Annotated in this window: 15 protein-coding genes and 1 pseudogene; 10 read left to right on the top strand and 6 right to left on the bottom strand. The window is 45.8% G+C overall.

The window, feature by feature from the left end:
• Both ODZ53_RS22625 and ODZ53_RS22620 read left to right on the top strand, forming a co-directional pair.
• Complete coding sequence (locus ODZ53_RS22625) at positions 1–1,362, top strand: HAMP domain-containing sensor histidine kinase (protein ID WP_372680223.1); 1,362 nt, start codon at positions 1–3, stop codon at positions 1,360–1,362.
• A 55-nt stretch (positions 1,363–1,417) separates the two neighbouring features.
• The gene (locus tag ODZ53_RS22620) at positions 1,418–1,540 is read left to right on the top strand and encodes a hypothetical protein (protein ID WP_267970027.1); all 123 of its coding nucleotides are present in this window, start codon (positions 1,418–1,420) and stop codon (positions 1,538–1,540) included.
• Between the two features lie 9 nt (positions 1,541–1,549).
• On the opposite strand, the gene ODZ53_RS22615 is transcribed toward ODZ53_RS22620, so the two are convergent.
• Positions 1,550–2,932 (bottom strand): M14 family zinc carboxypeptidase, encoded by a 1,383-nt coding sequence (locus ODZ53_RS22615; RefSeq protein ID WP_372680221.1) that lies wholly within the window; start codon positions 2,930–2,932, stop codon positions 1,550–1,552.
• Positions 2,933–3,026: 94 nt separating this feature from the next.
• Positions 3,027–4,664 (bottom strand): ABC transporter substrate-binding protein, encoded by a 1,638-nt coding sequence (locus ODZ53_RS22610; RefSeq protein ID WP_064199649.1) that lies wholly within the window; start codon positions 4,662–4,664, stop codon positions 3,027–3,029.
• 203 nt (positions 4,665–4,867) lie between these two features.
• Between ODZ53_RS22610 and ODZ53_RS22605 the strand changes: the two genes are divergently transcribed.
• The 7 genes and pseudogenes from ODZ53_RS22605 to ODZ53_RS22575 all read left to right on the top strand — a co-directional run bounded on the left by ODZ53_RS22605 (position 4,868) and on the right by ODZ53_RS22575 (position 9,997).
• On the top strand, positions 4,868–5,014 hold the full coding sequence (locus tag ODZ53_RS22605; protein ID WP_372680218.1) for a hypothetical protein: 147 nt from the start codon (positions 4,868–4,870) through the stop codon (positions 5,012–5,014).
• 141 nt (positions 5,015–5,155) lie between these two features.
• Entirely contained in the window at positions 5,156–5,782 is a 627-nt protein-coding gene (locus ODZ53_RS22600; RefSeq protein ID WP_016740432.1) for a LysE family translocator, read from the top strand.
• Positions 5,783–5,998: 216 nt separating this feature from the next.
• Positions 5,999–7,210, top strand: coding sequence for an MFS transporter (locus ODZ53_RS22595; RefSeq protein WP_372680216.1), 1,212 nt, complete (start codon positions 5,999–6,001; stop codon positions 7,208–7,210).
• A gap of 185 nt (positions 7,211–7,395) precedes the next feature.
• Positions 7,396–7,842: pseudogene (locus ODZ53_RS22590) on the top strand (LLM class oxidoreductase); the annotation flags it as partial.
• Between the two features lie 28 nt (positions 7,843–7,870).
• Positions 7,871–8,200 (top strand): winged helix-turn-helix transcriptional regulator, encoded by a 330-nt coding sequence (locus tag ODZ53_RS22585; protein ID WP_372680214.1) that lies wholly within the window; start codon positions 7,871–7,873, stop codon positions 8,198–8,200.
• 14 nt (positions 8,201–8,214) lie between these two features.
• A complete protein-coding gene (locus tag ODZ53_RS22580) occupies positions 8,215–9,168 on the top strand; it encodes an NADP-dependent oxidoreductase (RefSeq protein WP_372680212.1) in 954 nt (317 codons plus the stop codon).
• 289 nt (positions 9,169–9,457) lie between these two features.
• Complete coding sequence (locus ODZ53_RS22575) at positions 9,458–9,997, top strand: GNAT family N-acetyltransferase (RefSeq protein ID WP_372680210.1); 540 nt, start codon at positions 9,458–9,460, stop codon at positions 9,995–9,997.
• Between the two features lie 413 nt (positions 9,998–10,410).
• Here ODZ53_RS22575 and ODZ53_RS22570 read toward each other — a convergent pair whose 3' ends face one another.
• Positions 10,411–10,986, bottom strand: coding sequence for a TetR/AcrR family transcriptional regulator (locus tag ODZ53_RS22570; protein WP_372680208.1), 576 nt, complete (start codon positions 10,984–10,986; stop codon positions 10,411–10,413).
• 173 nt (positions 10,987–11,159) lie between these two features.
• Between ODZ53_RS22570 and ODZ53_RS22565 the strand changes: the two genes are divergently transcribed.
• Positions 11,160–11,909, top strand: coding sequence for an SDR family oxidoreductase (locus ODZ53_RS22565; RefSeq protein ID WP_372680206.1), 750 nt, complete (start codon positions 11,160–11,162; stop codon positions 11,907–11,909).
• A gap of 400 nt (positions 11,910–12,309) precedes the next feature.
• On the opposite strand, the gene ODZ53_RS22560 is transcribed toward ODZ53_RS22565, so the two are convergent.
• The 3 genes from ODZ53_RS22560 to ODZ53_RS22550 form a co-directional block, all read right to left on the bottom strand.
• Positions 12,310–12,465, bottom strand: a complete 156-nt coding sequence (locus ODZ53_RS22560) for a hypothetical protein (RefSeq protein WP_017248261.1) — start codon at positions 12,463–12,465, stop codon at positions 12,310–12,312.
• A 251-nt stretch (positions 12,466–12,716) separates the two neighbouring features.
• Positions 12,717–13,946, bottom strand: coding sequence for an MFS transporter (locus ODZ53_RS22555; RefSeq protein WP_372680204.1), 1,230 nt, complete (start codon positions 13,944–13,946; stop codon positions 12,717–12,719).
• 213 nt (positions 13,947–14,159) lie between these two features.
• Positions 14,160–15,614: a SulP family inorganic anion transporter gene (locus ODZ53_RS22550; RefSeq protein WP_372680202.1), complete on the bottom strand. Its 1,455-nt coding sequence runs from the start codon at positions 15,612–15,614 to the stop codon at positions 14,160–14,162.
• Between the last annotated feature and the right edge of the window lie 204 nt (positions 15,615–15,818).

The following is a 15,818-nucleotide window of genomic DNA, read 5'->3' as shown; positions in this document are numbered from 1 at the left end:
ATGAAGCATATTTGGGTAAAGCTCGCCTTTGTGATTATGACTGTCGGCGCATGCGCCGTTCTTTTTTCCTCATTGTTGTCCGTAAAGGAAATGGATGTTCATTTTTCCATGTATGCCGATGAGGTGAGAAATCAGCATAACCAAGAAATATCACGTGTCGCACTCGAGGCATATCAGGACAATCAAGGCTGGGGAGCGGAAGCCTATCATAAGCTGGAAGCTGTTTCTGAAGTCTTGGGATTACATATCACACTCCTGGATCAACAGCAACAAGTGAAAAACGAGTGGGGCAAGCGGCCAGTCCATACAAGCAATTACAGTATAGACAAGATTCCCCTCGTCAGTAAAGGTGTCATGATCGGGCAACTGGTGATTAGCCACGATGATCGGAGTGCGTACATGACCTTGGAAAGTCATTTCCAATGGGCGCATAAAAACACGACGTTGTGGACGATGGCTGTGCTGCTCATCCTGGTCATTATCATTAGCATACCACTCGCTCGGACCATGGTGCGCCCTGTCGTACAAGTGAGCACCGCAGCGCAACGAGTCGCAAGAGGCAATCTGTCCATACGCGTACCGGAGCCACGTGGCAAGGATGAGGTTACGTCATTGGTCGCAGCTTTTAACAACCTGGTCCAAAGTCTTGAGCATCAGGAGGAGTTGCGCAAGCGACTAACCTCCGATATTGCCCATGAATTGAGAACACCGCTGAACACCTTGCTGGCGCAAGTAGAGGGGATGATTGACGGTATATGGGAAACAACACCCAAAAATCTCGAAAGCACAAGGTCTGAGGTACTGCGCTTGAGCCGTCTCGTCCGCGATTTAGATCAGGTGATCCAAGTGGAGTCGGGCTCCTTGCAAATGCGCAGTGAAGAAGTGGAGCTGCGTGAGGTTGTCAAAGAAGTCACAGGGTCGATGAGTGCTACGTTTGCCCGAGCGCAAGTGAATTTTCATTACAAAGGGGATCATGCTGTCTGGATCACAGGGGACAGGCAGCGACTAGCCCAAATCGTGGCGAATTTGTTGACGAATGCCTGCAAGCATACGCCAGCGGGTGGAAAAGTCATCGTCACGGTAGACAAACCGAGTACGATGGTTCGGTTGCAAGTGAAGGACAGCGGCACGGGCATCGATCAAAAGGACCTCCCGTACGTATTTGAGCGTTTTTATCGGGGAGATCGCTCGCGAGCAAGGGAACGCGGTGGAGCAGGTTTGGGGTTGACGATTGTGAAAGGGATCGTGGAGGCACACAAGGGAATCATCTCGTTGGACAGCAGCGTGGGAGAGGGAACGACCATCACGATTTTGTTTCCGCCGCAACCATATGAACTTTATAAGGCGGGGCATCAGAATTAATGTCCATTCATAAAATCAACCTCCTGTAAAATGAGCAGGAGGTTGCAGGAGCGGAGTGAAAACGGCCGACGGGCATGTTGTTACCGACAACGACAAGTTTTGGAAGCTGGGGACTTTTTATTACAATCCAGTGTTTGTTATTGTGGTGGTTATCGTTATAGAAGTGCTGGCGAATTAATCAGCAAGACTACCGATTCTTGCTGATGTGATTGGAGACTAGTAAACCACATTCCAACTGAATACGTACCAATTTCTGAATAGGAATAACTGTATAGTTTAGTTCTCGTTCCAGCTCATCCGTATACTGTCGCAAATGGCGAAGCCCTTCTTGCAGCACTGCTTTCAGTTTTGTAATTGCCTCTTGGTCGTTTGAGCCTTCCTTTGCTAGCCGCTCTAGCTCAAATTCGCAAGTGCGGACCGCTAGTCCTAAGCTCAATCCTCGATAAAACTTCGATACCACGAAACTACTGAAAACTTGGGAACCCTTTGCCGGCTTTTCAAATTCAGGATCGCTCATTGCCCATTTTCTCTGTGCTTCGTTCCTTTCTTTGCGTGCCGGGGAAGAGGGGTCCATCAACTTGAAAAACGGGTTATCCTGCGAAATATAGGACCGTATGCCACCCAAAAGTTCCTCCAGCATTTCAAAGAAAGCCTCACTTTGATCTGCTTCGGTCAGAAGTGCCTCTCTGCGGGAGATATCTGAGTCACTCTGATCCTCTATTCGTGGATCGAAAAAATAGGGCAGCTCGGTGATTAATGTTACACAATCCGCTTTCGAAGAGGCGTATGTGTGGCTGTCTGCCCCCACATCAAGTGTCGGGGGTTTTCCTGTATGTTTCTCCATATAATCATAGTATTCGTCTTGCCCGTTTAAACTGAAGATGGCCGGAGCAAACTCTGTCGCAAATGGCGTCTCTGGTTCTCCGAGATCTAAAGGCACGTCTTCCTTCCTTGCTGAATTGTGAAATCCCTCGTATAATTCTGGCAAGTCGTGCGAAATATACCAATAAGCACCGCATAATCCTCCATTGTGTAGAGAATACATAAACTCAGGTCTAGTCTCGTCTATGATTTTCATGAGTACTTGCGTTTCAGGCAATGGTTTGTCAAAGCGATATTCTTTATATTCAAACGGAAAAGTCCATTCCACCTGCTCGTAGCCGACAGGTCTATAGTAATTTCTAATGTAGTTAAAAATAGTGTATGGTCCTTTAAACCAATTTTCATTTAGTCGCGTACCATCAGGGTCAGCACATTTGATGATGTACCACGTGAAGCCTAGCTCGTCGCGCAGATCCTTGTCCTCTGCCAATGCGCGGGAGAGATATTCCATCGTCATCGCGCCAATCGGCTCGTTAGGATGCGGGCAGGCAAAGCATAACGCATTTTTGGGCCCATCTCCAATTTTGATACATTGAATGGGGTGTCCATCGCGGGACTTTCCCGCCTCAAATACAGTTACAGCATCAGGAAACTCTTCGGCCAGCTTTCTGGTGCTTTCATCCATTTCATCTACTGTTAGAAATACCTTGTAGTCTGGCACCTTATCAATCACATGTTGAAAATTCATCGATCATTCCCCCTCGTCTGATGCAATATTTTAAAAAAGATGCTATTCCTATAACGTATCGATTAGGTTCTTGACGTACACGTAAAGACTCCATTTATTTTTCTACCCAGCTATCTTGGAAATTGGGAGAATAAGACGTCCATTTCACGCCTTTTACTCGCGAGTTTACTACCACAAAGAGCTTGTCATAATAGATAGGAACAACATATGCTTGCTCAAGGAGATGTTTTTGGGCATCTACATATACCTGTTTTCTGGCTTCCGTTTCAGTGGTTGCACGTCCTTTTGTTAATAAAGCATCCAGCTTACCGTCTTTTAGACCACTTATGTTAAAGCCAGCACCAATTTGGCTAGAGTGGAAACTTTGGTATAAAGCATCAGGGTCATCGTAACTATAAGTAACCATTGTCACATCAAAATTTCCTTTCATTTGTCCATCACTAAACGCTGACTCTTCTAAATTTTGAATGGTAGCTTTGATACCCACCTCGCCCAGCATAGCTTGCAACAACTGAGCTTGCAGCTCAAACCTAGCCGAACTCAAAAAGGAAAGGGTAAATACTTTTCCATCCTTTTCTCTCAGGCCTTCTCCGTTTACCTTCCATCCAGCAGCGTCAAGGAGCTTCTTTGCTTCTTCCACATTGTATGGGTACCCGTATTTTTCCAATGACTTATCATACCCCAATGTTGAAGGGGATAACAACGATTGGGCAACTTCTCCTTCACCCATCAAAACCGCCTGGACCATCGCTTGTTTATTAACCAGCATATGGAATGCTTTTCGGACTTGGATATCCTGGAACTCCGGTTTTGTCAAGTTCATATATAAACTAAGAGGTATCCCAGCCCGAAAGAGTTCCAAAACCTGATATTTTGGATTATTTCGATACTTCTTGATATCTTTTACGGGTACATCGAATGCAACATCGATGGTTCCGTTTTCCAAAGCGGCCAACATAACACTTTTATCTGGAATTGTTTTGATCACCAGTTTATCAGGTCTTGGCGGTCCTTGATTTTCATCGAGCGGCATGGCCCACTTAAAGGCTTCATTGCGAACCAATGTAACTCCCTCGCCAGCCTTCCAGCTCTCAAACTTCCATGGACCCATTCCCACAGGATTTCGTCCATATTCCTCACCATATTTTTCAATGGCCTTCATGGATAGCGGTTGAGTTACACCAATGCCTAAATCTTCAAGAATCGACACATTGGGTTCATGTAATTCAAGGATGAGGGTTTTATCATCAGGGGCACTGACGCTCTTCACCGGCATCATAACTATTCCCGCCAGTTTTGCTTTTGTTTTCGGATTCTTAATGCGTTCAAAGGTATCCTTAAAACTCTTGGCAGTCAGAGGTGTTCCATCGTGAAACGTAACATCGGAACGAATGGTAAAGGTGTACGTTTTTCCATCCTCTGAAATCTTGAATTCACTTGCGAGATTAGGTTTGAATTCTTTTGTAACAGGGTCCTTGTAGACCAGCGATCCACCCATATTCCAAGTAACACCCATATCGTTGCCAACTGACTTGTGAACATCTAAGGTATCTGCTTCACTTGCGTAAGCCACAGTGATGGTTCCACCTGTCTTTGGTTTGTTAGCCTCTGGCTGTTGATTTGGTTCAGGTGTGGTTGATTGTGTGCTACATGCAACCACCAACGACGTACATATCATAATTAGTAATCCTAAAATAATGCCATGAAATCTCTGTTTTTTCTTCTTTACCATGTTACAGCTCCCTTGTTCTGTATTGTTTAAAAAATCTACATGACGACATATTTTTGAAAGATATTTCCTCCTTTATGAATCCAACGCATCAGCCCCCCTAACTCCCGATTATAAAACCTCCAGCAAGAGGAGATTCAATCGTTAGTTTTCGACAATATGTTTCTTCAAAAGAATAAGGAGCTTGTTTTAGAAGCTCCCTGCGCATGCTGAAATTCCAGCTCAGTCTCATTTCATTATCGCGCAGTGAAGAAGTGGAGCTGCGTGAGGTTGTCCAAGAAGTCACAGAGTCGATGAAGTGCTACGTTTGCCCGAGCGCAAGTGAAGGACAGCGGCACGGGCATCGATCATAAGGACCTCCCGCACGTATTTGAGCGTTTTTATCGGGGAGATCGCTAGCGGGCGAAATGTAAGTCTAAACCGTATCGCTCTCGCTGAACATCGTTTATGATAGGAAGGGAATTTGAATATTCGATACAAAGAGGGAGAGGTACATGTTTGATTGGACTACCATGGGAGCATTTTTAGCTGTTGTGATCGGCCTCTTTTTAATTCCGGGACCCGCTGTCCTGTTAACTGCGACGCGTACCGTTCAGGGAGGACGTAAAGCAGGGATCATGGCAGGGCTTGGCATTGCTACAGGCGACTTCATTCATACGATTTTTGCTGCGGTCGGTTTATCCGCGATTTTGATGACATCGGCATGGGCATTCAATCTCGTAAAATTTGTGGGAGCGGCTTACTTGGTCTATTTAGGGGTTCGGGCCATGCTTGAAAAACCGGTTGACCCAGAGCTGCCAAAAGTAACACCGTTGCCACCGCTGCAATCGTATGGGCAAGCTATCCTCGCAGAAGTTCTGAATCCGAAGACTGCGTTGTTTTTTCTGGCGTTTCTGCCACAATTCGTACATCCGGAGCGTGGGGGAGCCATTTATCAATTCCTTGTCTTGGGATTGATTTTCGCCATCTTGGGGTTTTTTTACACCGCATTGATTGCGATCAGCATCAGACCACTGGGGCATCTGGTGAAGCGAATTTCCTGGCTGGGCCGCTGGAGTGGCAAGATCGTAGGCTCTGTTTACATCTTATTGGGATTAAAAGTAGCGCTGCAAGAAAGATAAAGGAATGAGTCGGGGAGAAAGTCTTCCCGACTTTTTTTATTGCTTGATTATTGGTGTAAGGTACTTTTTGGTGCCTATGATACTTGAAAGTACGTACTTCCTATCAAGTGAGGCATGAGACATAATAGCATTCAGAACCAACATATTCGCCAATCATGATAAGTAAGGGCCCTGCTTTGTGAACGGCAAGAAAAATAAAGGGAGGATACAACTTAGATGAGCACAATTACATCCAATGTGAAGCAGCAAGAAACTGGTGCGAAAAAATCGACTCTTGCTTTACTTGCTCTCGCAATCAGTGCATTTGGTATCGGGACTACTGAATTCGTTATCGTCGGTTTGTTGTCTACTGTCGCACAGGATTTGAAAGTAACGATCACCTTAGCAGGACTTCTTATTTCTGGATATGCATTAGGGGTAGCCATTGGTGCACCGATTATTACAGCACTCACAAGTCGAATCCCACGCAAAGCGCTACTCATGCTTTTGATGATTGTCTTTGTTGTCGGAAACAGTGCGGCAGCCTTGTCGAGTAGCTTTGCGATATTAATCATTGCCCGTTTTTTTACCGCGTTTTCTCATGGTGTATTTTTCTCGATCGGTTCGACGATTGCGGCTGATCTGGTGCCAGAAAACAAGCGTGCCAGCGCGATTGCGACGATGTTTACTGGTCTGACTGTTGCAACCGTTACAGGCGTACCTTTGGGAACGTATATTGGGCAAATGTTTGGATGGAGAGCGACCTTTTGGGGAGTGGCCATTCTTGGCGTGATTGCGCTTATCTCGACTGCGATTCTAGTACCAAGCAATTTAAAAAATGCCAAGCCAGCTTCCATTAAAGATCAAGTGAAAATCATTACAAACTTGCCACTGTTGCTTGTCTTTGCCATTACGGCTCTTGGCTACGGCGGTACCTTTGTAACCTTTACGTTCTTAGGCCCGATTCTGGAAGAAATCACAGGTTATCAGGCGAGCGCCGTCAGTTTGATACTACTCGTCTATGGGATTGCGGTAGCGATTGGAAATACGGTCGGAGGAAAAGCGGCCGACAAGAATCCGATAAAAGCACTGCGCTGGATGTTCATCGTCCAGGCGATCATTCTGATCATCTTAACATTTACCGCTCCGTTCAAATGGGTGGGAACCCTTACGATTATGCTAATGGGCCTCTTGGCCTTTATGAACGTACCGGGCTTACAAGTGTATGTCGTGCAGTTGGCTGAAAAATACGTGCCAAGTGCTGTTGATGTAGCTTCTGCCATTAACATTGCGGCATTCAATCTCGGCATTGCGATTGGAGCCCTCGTTGGGGGAATGATCGTCGATACGATTGGCCTGATTCATACTCCATGGGTCGGCGGGGTGATGGTGTTAGGTGCAGCATTACTCACGGTGATCAGCAGCAAGCTGGAAAAAACTCGTCGTTAATCGAACAAAGACGAGGATGCGGATCAAAGCATGTGTTCGCTGGTGGTTCCAAATTCATCATAGAAGGAGAGAGTATCGATGAGCAAATTCGACGGTCACTATGGTTTTCAGCGAATGTTCCAAGAAGGAAAGATGACGTTAGGATTTCACATTCCGCTGGAGGCATACGAATGGGAAGCGCCGACAATGGAGCGAATCTTGTGCCTAAATCGACTTCGCCCATTCCTACCTTTATCACGGGGTACAGTCAACAAACGATGGACTGGTTTGCGCAAAACGGAGATGGCTGGATTTATTACCCGCGTGATCCATTCAATCAAGCACATGCCATTCAAGAATGGAGAGAACTTGTCCAGAAATATCATCCAGGTGTATTCAAGCCGTTTATTCAGCCTCTTCACTTGGATCTAGCGGAAGACCCGTATGAGTCAGTCACGCCGATTCGATTAGGGTACCGAGTCGGCAGAAAAATGCTTTCAGAACTGCTGGCCATGTATCAAGAGGTCGGCGTCAATCATTTGTTCTTCGCCCTGTTCCCTAGCCAGCGTCCCATTGACGAGGTCATTGATGAGCTTGGACAAGAAGTATTGCCTTATTTCCCGGCTCATATCGACGCACCGGAGCGGGTTTGACTACATCTTCGTATGAGGAGGGGAGGATATGGGACGATACAATATCCCTGTAGAGGCAACATTGGAAGTTATTGGAGGGAAATGGAAAGTAGTGATCCTCTGCTTGTTGGCAAAAGGGGCAAAGAGGACAAGCGAATTGAAACGCGCAATGCCTGCCATCACGCAAAAAATGTTAACGCAGCAACTGCGAGAATTGGAAGCGGACAATATCATTACCCGCAATGTGTATCAGCAGGTTCCCCCGCGTGTCGAGTATGACTTGACGGAGTACGGCAGGACATTGTCGAAGGTTCTGGATGTCATGTGTGAATGGGGAGAGCGTCACATCGAAAACCAATTGCGAAAAATAGTCGAATGAAAAGGGGAAGTTCGATGAGAGGAATTGGCATGAAGCAATACGGTGGTATCCAGCAATTAACTGAAATGGAATGGCCAACAAAACCAATCGGGCCGGACGATGTGCTCATTTCCATAAAAGCGAGCGGGGTAAATCCCGTGGATTGGAAGGTGCGGGAAGGACTGTTACAAGCAGATTTTCCTTTTGAACTGCCACTTATTTTAGGGTGGGATGCGGCGGGCACGGTAACGGCTGTCGGTACGAATGTGCAGGATTTTCAAATCGGGGACGATGTCTTCTTCCGTCCAGAGCTGGAAAGGGAAGGGACATACGCAGATGAAATTGTCGTTCCGGCGAATATCGTAGCCCCGATGCCACATGGTTTGTCGTATGCGGAAGCGGCTTCGCTACCACTGGTCGGACTAACGGTTTGGCAGGCATTGGTAGAAGTAGGGAAGGTACAAGTGGGAGAAAAAGTCCTTGTGTTGGGAGGAAGCGGCGGGATCGGTTCCATGGCGATTCAGCTAGCAAAAGCGCTGGGTGCCTATGTGGCTACGACAACCAGCTCCAAAAACAGCGATTTTGTCCGTGAGCTGGGAGCAGATGAAGTCATTGTTTATGATCAAGGACCACTTCAAACTTCTACAAAATTTTCATTCATGTTGGACACGCTGGGTGGAGAAGCGTATGGTGATGCTCTAAAATTGATGAAGCGGCAAGGAAGAGTGGCAACCATTATTAGCGAGCGTGATGCCAAGAAACCTTCGTTCGCTGATGCGGTTGAGAAAGAACGAGAGCTGGATGTTGCTTTTGTGTTTACCCGTCCAGATGGGGTAAATCTGAATCATATCCGTGCGCTAGTCGAAGCCAAGAAAGTAAAGCCTATCTTGACGAAGGTATATCCATTGACGCTTGAAGGGGTTCGAGATGCGCATCTCTTTAGTCAAACGGGTAGAGTGCGTGGCAAGATTGTGCTCGTCCATTCATGATGGGGAAATGTGATTTATAATTGATGTTTTCACTGCTTATATTTACGTATGTCACCTGATTATAAGGAAAAGTGACAAATAACATCTGAAACCTGTTATGACAAACCGTTGTCATAACAGGTTTTTTTGAACTTTTTATAATGTCAGGTTTGATTAGCTGTTTAGGGGAAGTGTCATAATATTATATCAAGGATTTTTTCCATATAGGCTGTTTTGACACTGAGTGGTTTTGGGCAATTCTGTATAAGCTAAAGAGATCATTACGAGTGATCAAGTGGGGGAATGTCTCATGGATTGGTATGACCGATTAAATGAATACTTTCCAGAATATGAAATGAAAAAGGAAGGACAAATTCAGGCGCTTATCAGGGAAACAGACATTTACCACAAAGTCGATACAGACAAATTTCTTTTGCTGTACGCGGAGTTTCCGACGTTTATCTTCATCGATTACCTCCTAATCAATCCTGCCACGCGTGGACAAGGTATCGGTACCAAGGTCATCCAGACACTCAAAAAGAGAGGGAAAGACATCATTCTGGAGGTAGAACCTATCGATCTAAATGATGAAGATTCCATCAAGAGAGTCCATTTTTATCAAAAGAACGGGTTTGTGAAAGCGGACCGCATTCAATACAGCTGGGAAGAAGAAAATGGCGAGACATATGAAATGAAGATCTATTACTGGAGTCCGCACGATGATTTACCACAGGAAGTCGTACTCGGGAATATGTCCAAGGCCTGTAAGGAGATCCACAACTTCCGCGCCCACCAATACTACGGACGAAATGTTGCCAATCCGGATGAAGTGCTGCATTGGAAACACTAATGACGCCTTCAAGTTAGTCCAACACCCCTGTAAAAGAAGGGGTGTTGGTACAGGAGTCGCCACGCATAAAAAATGTTAAGGCCTTAGTGGGAGAAGAAAGTCGCAAACATGGATGTAGTTTTATTGAATGTCGCATCCATTTGCTAATCAATAGATCACAGATCCAGGATTCCCTTATTCCACAGGCACACGATTCCGTGATGGGTTACGAAATGCTTTCGACCCTGGATCTACAAAATCGAGAAGTGTTGGCGGCTTTATATTATTCAAAGATCCCATCTTAAGCTGCGCATATTCATACGAGGTTCAAGATGGTTTTTTATACTCTCAATTATCACTCCCTCCCTCTATCTAACCTGAGAAAACTCTTCATTAATCTGCAGGCCTTCATTAATACAAAAGAAGCCGCCAAATTAGTGGCTTCTAATGGAATGATGTTCGTATCCTTCGACACCTCGGTTCAGTAAATTCCAAAATTGTTCAACCATGACCGATGGGGGATATGGCATCGAACGGATAATCCACCATTCCAATATACCCACTGTTGCTGAAGTTAAAAATTGTACCGTAATGTCCCTGTTTATTTCCTTATCGAGATTGATTGAATCCAGATACTCACTCAGATTTTCCCTGAACATGGTCTCCATTTGATTTCGAAATACAGTGCTTCCCTTACTCTTCAGCATTAAGGAGTAGAAAGAAGCATGTTGTTCCAAATATTCAAAACTGTGAAGTAATGCGGTTTTGGAAGGGAGATGAAGTAGGTCATCTCCAGACATACAATGTCGAAGTAACTGGTTAATTTGAGCTACTATACATTGCTCGCGCAGATCGTACTTGTCATCGAAATGCAAATACACCGTTCCTCGATTGACATTTGCTTCTACGGCAATTTGATTGATCGTTATGCTCTCGAATTCCTTTTTTGACATTAGCCTCATAAAAGCATCCATAATCGCTTGTCTCGATTTTTGAATACGCCTGGCCATATCCTTCTCCCCTTTATCCCATCCAAAAAATGATCACTTCGAAGCCCTCTGTTGAACAATCAACAACCGAGCTTGTTTTAACCATTGAGCCCGATTTATCACCCTGATACATTCACTATATAAAACATATATTGATAATTCAACATATGTTCAAATTAAGAGGAGGTATAATCATGAAACTTACAGGAAACACGATTTTCATTACAGGTGGTGGTTCGGGAATTGGACGTGCGTTAGCAGAAGCACTCCACCATCTTGGAAATAAAGTTATTATCTCTGGTCGAAGTAAAGAGCGTTTGGAGGAGACAATCAAAGCGAATCCCGGCATGTCCGCAATGGAATTGAATGTACAAGACCCTACCAGTATAGAGGGGGCAGCCAAGCAGTTAATCGAAGAATTCCCGGATTTGAATGTCTTGATTAACAACGCAGGCATCATTCAACACGATAACGCGGCGGGCGTGATCGATGAGGATGTATTGGTTTCGACAGTCGCCACAAATTTGTTAGGTCCGATTCGGTTGACTTCTGCATTAATCGACCATTTGAAGTCCAAAGAAGAAGCCGTTGTCATTAACACGACTTCGATACTTGGATTTGTTCCGTTAGCGGCAACTGCTGTATACTCCGCGACGAAGGCAGCACTTCATACCTATACGCTGTCCCAAAGATACCTGCTTAAAGACACATCGGTAAAAGTAATAGAAATTGTGCCACCATGGGTTCAAAGCAACAACGATGAACCGCGTGCAATGCCACTTGCGTCATTCATTGATGCAACGATAAAGATACTTGGCACGGATACAGACGAAGTTCTGGTCGAAGAAGCGAAAATGTTTCGAAATAACCCTGGCCCGAACGAAGGAGTTTTTGTGACCCAGCTTAACGATACGATGAAGTCTGAACCTCCAAAGATTCATTAATCTAGCCCAGCCTCGGGGAGTCTCCTCCGTTCACGAAGCCTCTATCTTCCGTGGGATGTGACGAGGATGTTCCACTCAATTATTGCCAAGTATAACACTTTATTTTATTTCACCGTTTGTAGAGTAATGCTGCTCAGTAAAAGTCGAGGGGGAAAAGAAAGGGATCAGTGTAAATTGCTTACCTGATTACAAGTGTTTTTGAAAAAATGCCAGTTCAAAATCAGTAGTAATATCAGGATGTTTAAGGACAGTTGTTGTGATAACTCACAGGAAAAGAGCGAGTAAGTTGGAATGTAACAGCGGCGGGCTAGGATTGGATTTTTCAACCGAGCCCACCGCTGTTTTCATGAAAAAGCCAGCGTGACGGTGTAGATCGCCTTCACTGGTAACCGTCCGCTCTTCATCGCTTTCGAATCACGGCCCCCTGCAGAACGAAAGTAATCCCTAAGATTCCTACGATGGCAAGCAGGCGAATGAAACCGTTGGAGACAAACAAATTGACACAGATCAGCCCAATGATGATCAGAATAAGCAAGATCACCGTTTTACCCGACATGTACATATTCCCCTTTCCCCAAACAAAATGAGTGGTTTCGTCAAATCGGAATATGCGGGTCGTTCCATGGCGTATGTAATTTGACTTTTTGTTTGTCAGAATCTTCTGTTCGAATTCTAAGTACTTACTATTGTAGCGAATACAATGGTGGAAGAAAAGGCGGGATCACGTAAAAAACTCCCTTCTGTCATCGCCAGGTGTTCACCTGTACGCTTTAGAGGGAGTTTTCGCATGTGATCAGGCTACCCAGCTTACTTCGTAGCTAGCTGACGCTCCGTGGTTTGCTGCTTCAACGGCTGTCCGACCAATTGTGATCGTTTGGATCGAATCACGATGGCAGTAATCAACAGCGCAATACCATTGATAATAAATACGAACCGAATCGGGATGAGTCCTCCGAGAAAACCGCCAATGATTGGACCCATCATGGTCGCGAGCTGCGTCGAGGATTGGTTCAAGCTAAACGCCCTGCCGCGAAATTCTGGTTCTGTGACTTTCACAATCATGGCGTTGATCGACGGATAAACAGCGGCAAAAAATAGTCCGTACGCGAATCGCAAAATGCCAAATCCATACAGATTGGTGAAGAAAAATTGCAGTAAATTTCCGACGGCTCCACCCATTAAGCCGATGAACAAGATTTTGGAATAGCCGATATTTGACCCGAGCTTTCCCCATTGTGGAGCAGCAATGACCGTCGCGATGCCCACTGCCGCAAAAATGATGCCGGAGCTAAGGGATGCGTCTTGCTGCGAAGCGCCCAATTGCATGACATACACGGTTAATAAAGGCTCAAGAAGCATAACGGAAATCGTGACCATCAGACTCATACCCAGTATGGACATCAACGGGCGGTTTGCCAGCGCAGCGCGCAAATCTTCTCGTACACTCGAGCGACTGCCAGAGCGGTTCAAGTTCGTTTCCTTCACGAAGAAAGTAGCGATCAGCGCTGCTATGAGCACGACAAATCCTGAAAATATAAAAGCTTCCGCGTTTCCCCATACGTGACTGACGACACCGCCAACCAATGGACCGATGATTCCTCCTGTTGCTCCCGAAGTCGCCATAATCCCCAGTGCGTACCCGACGCTTTTTTCTGGTGTATTCGTCGCTACCAGCGCAATGGCAGCAGGTACGTAGCCGGCAAGCAAGCCCTGGAAGATCCGTAACACAAGAAACAAATAAGGGTCTGTAATCAAATACGTCAAAAAGTACAACAAAGCGAGGCTAAATCCAGAGCGAATCAACATGGGCTTTCGTCCATATTTGTCCGCGAGAGAGCCCCAAAATGGCGAGATGAGTGCACTTGCTAAAAACGTGATGCCAAACGAGATGCCGGACCAGGCTTCCAGATGCTCATTGACCCCCAGTGAAGTATGGAGGAAGATGGGCAGGAAAGGGATGGAGATGGAGTAGGCGGTGCTGCAAAAAAATACCCCAATCCATAAGACGATCAAATTACGTTTCCATGAAAATTCCATCTTCTGTCACAACCTTTGCAGTTAAAAAGCAGGAATGTTGTTATTGATCATTCTAGCACTGCAATTTACTGCTGACCAATTCGGAAATATGATCGGACTATTGCAAAAATGAAATAAGAGGAAACCTTGACTTCATTCGGACAAAAGAAAACCCCCTAACGACAAGAGATGAAGCTCTTGTACTCATTAGGGGATTTTCATGTAAACAGCAGGTTAATGTCCGACAGGTGTGCTTATACCCACACGATCAATCAATCGCTTACTTTCATCATTAAGTCCGGTGATGACGACGAATTTGTCCAGCTGCCTGTATTTCTCTACGACTTTCGAGATAGCCGTGACAGCTGACAAATCCCAGACGTGGGAACGAGAAAAATCAATGATAATCTGCTGGGGATCATCCTGAAAGGAAAACTGGTCGACGAAGTGTGTCATGGTACCGAAGAACAGCTGACCCGAGACGGTGTAAACCTTTTCGCCCATATCGCTCTCGTAGGAGGTGGCATGCAAGCGGGCCATCCTCCAGCCAAATATGACCGCACTTAGGATCACACCAGAAATGACCCCTTTTGCCAAATCGTGCGTAGCCACGACGATGATCACTGTAGTAATCATGACAACGGCATCCCCAACAGGAATTTTCCGCAGGTCTCGTATGGATTGCCAGTTAAACGTCCCGATCGATACCATGACCATGACACCGACGAGGGCAGCCATCGGGATTTGTTTGACAACGTCTCCAAGGACCAGGATCAGGAACAAGAGAAAAATCCCTGCAACCAAGGTAGACAGACGACCACGTCCACCTGATTTCACATTGATAACAGACTGTCCGATCATGGCACAACCAGCCATTCCTCCAAAGAATCCGGTGATGATGTTGGCGATCCCTTGGCCTTTCACTTCCGTATTTTTGTTACTGCGCGTATCTGTCATCTCATCGAGAATGGCAGCCGTCATCAATGATTCCAGAATCCCGACCAATGCAAGTGGGAAGGAGTAGGGCAGTATGATCATGAGTGTTTCCCAGTTCAACGGGACACTAGGAATGTGGAACAGCGGCAATTGACGTGTGATTTCACCCATGTCGCCAACGGTCCGTACATCAAGACCTGCCCAGATGGAAATGACGGTCATGACGATGATTGCTACGAGTGCTGAAGGGACTGCTTTGGTGAGACGCGGCAACAAATAGATGATCGCGAGCGTTCCAGCCAGCATGACATACATAACCCAGGACGCCCCAGTGAAATGGGGTAGCTGAGCCATAAAGATGAGAATAGCCAACGCATTGACGAAACCAAGCACGACGGTATGGGGGACAAAGGTCATCAGCCTGCCGATTTTACAGGCACCCAGTACCAGTTGCAAAATACCGGTCAGAACAGTCGCCGCAAATAAATACTCGATGCCATGCTCCTTGACCAGAGTAATCATTAATAACGCCATCGCACCTGTAGCAGCGGAAATCATGCCCGGTCTTCCCCCGACAAATGCAATGGTGACTGCAATACAAAAGGAAGCGTACAATCCAACCATTGGATCGACACCGGCAATAATAGAAAAAGCAATGGCTTCCGGAATCAAGGCAAGTGCAACCGTAATACCTGCTAGCATGTCAGCACGTACGTTCGAAAACCATTCCATTTTTCGTTGTTGAAGGTTCAAATATGTTCCTCATTTCTATAGCGTATCGTGACTTTCCCCTTTCAGAAAAGTCGGGGCCGTTTTTCACAGTTTTTCATTATAGTAAAAAGGAGTCATCTTCGCCATCCTTTTTTTTAGGGAAACGGTAAAAAGGCAGAAAGATATACGACTTTCCGACCGAAAGTGCAGAGGGGAATGGAGGGGTCAGTGAAAACTGGTGATAAA

Origin of the sequence: Brevibacillus sp. BD137, assembly GCF_041644655.1 — a bacterium.
GTDB lineage: Bacteria > Bacillota > Bacilli > Brevibacillales > Brevibacillaceae > Brevibacillus > Brevibacillus brevis_D.
The sequence above is the reverse complement of the archived record's forward strand: the minus strand, read 5'-3'. Positions and strand labels throughout refer to the sequence as shown.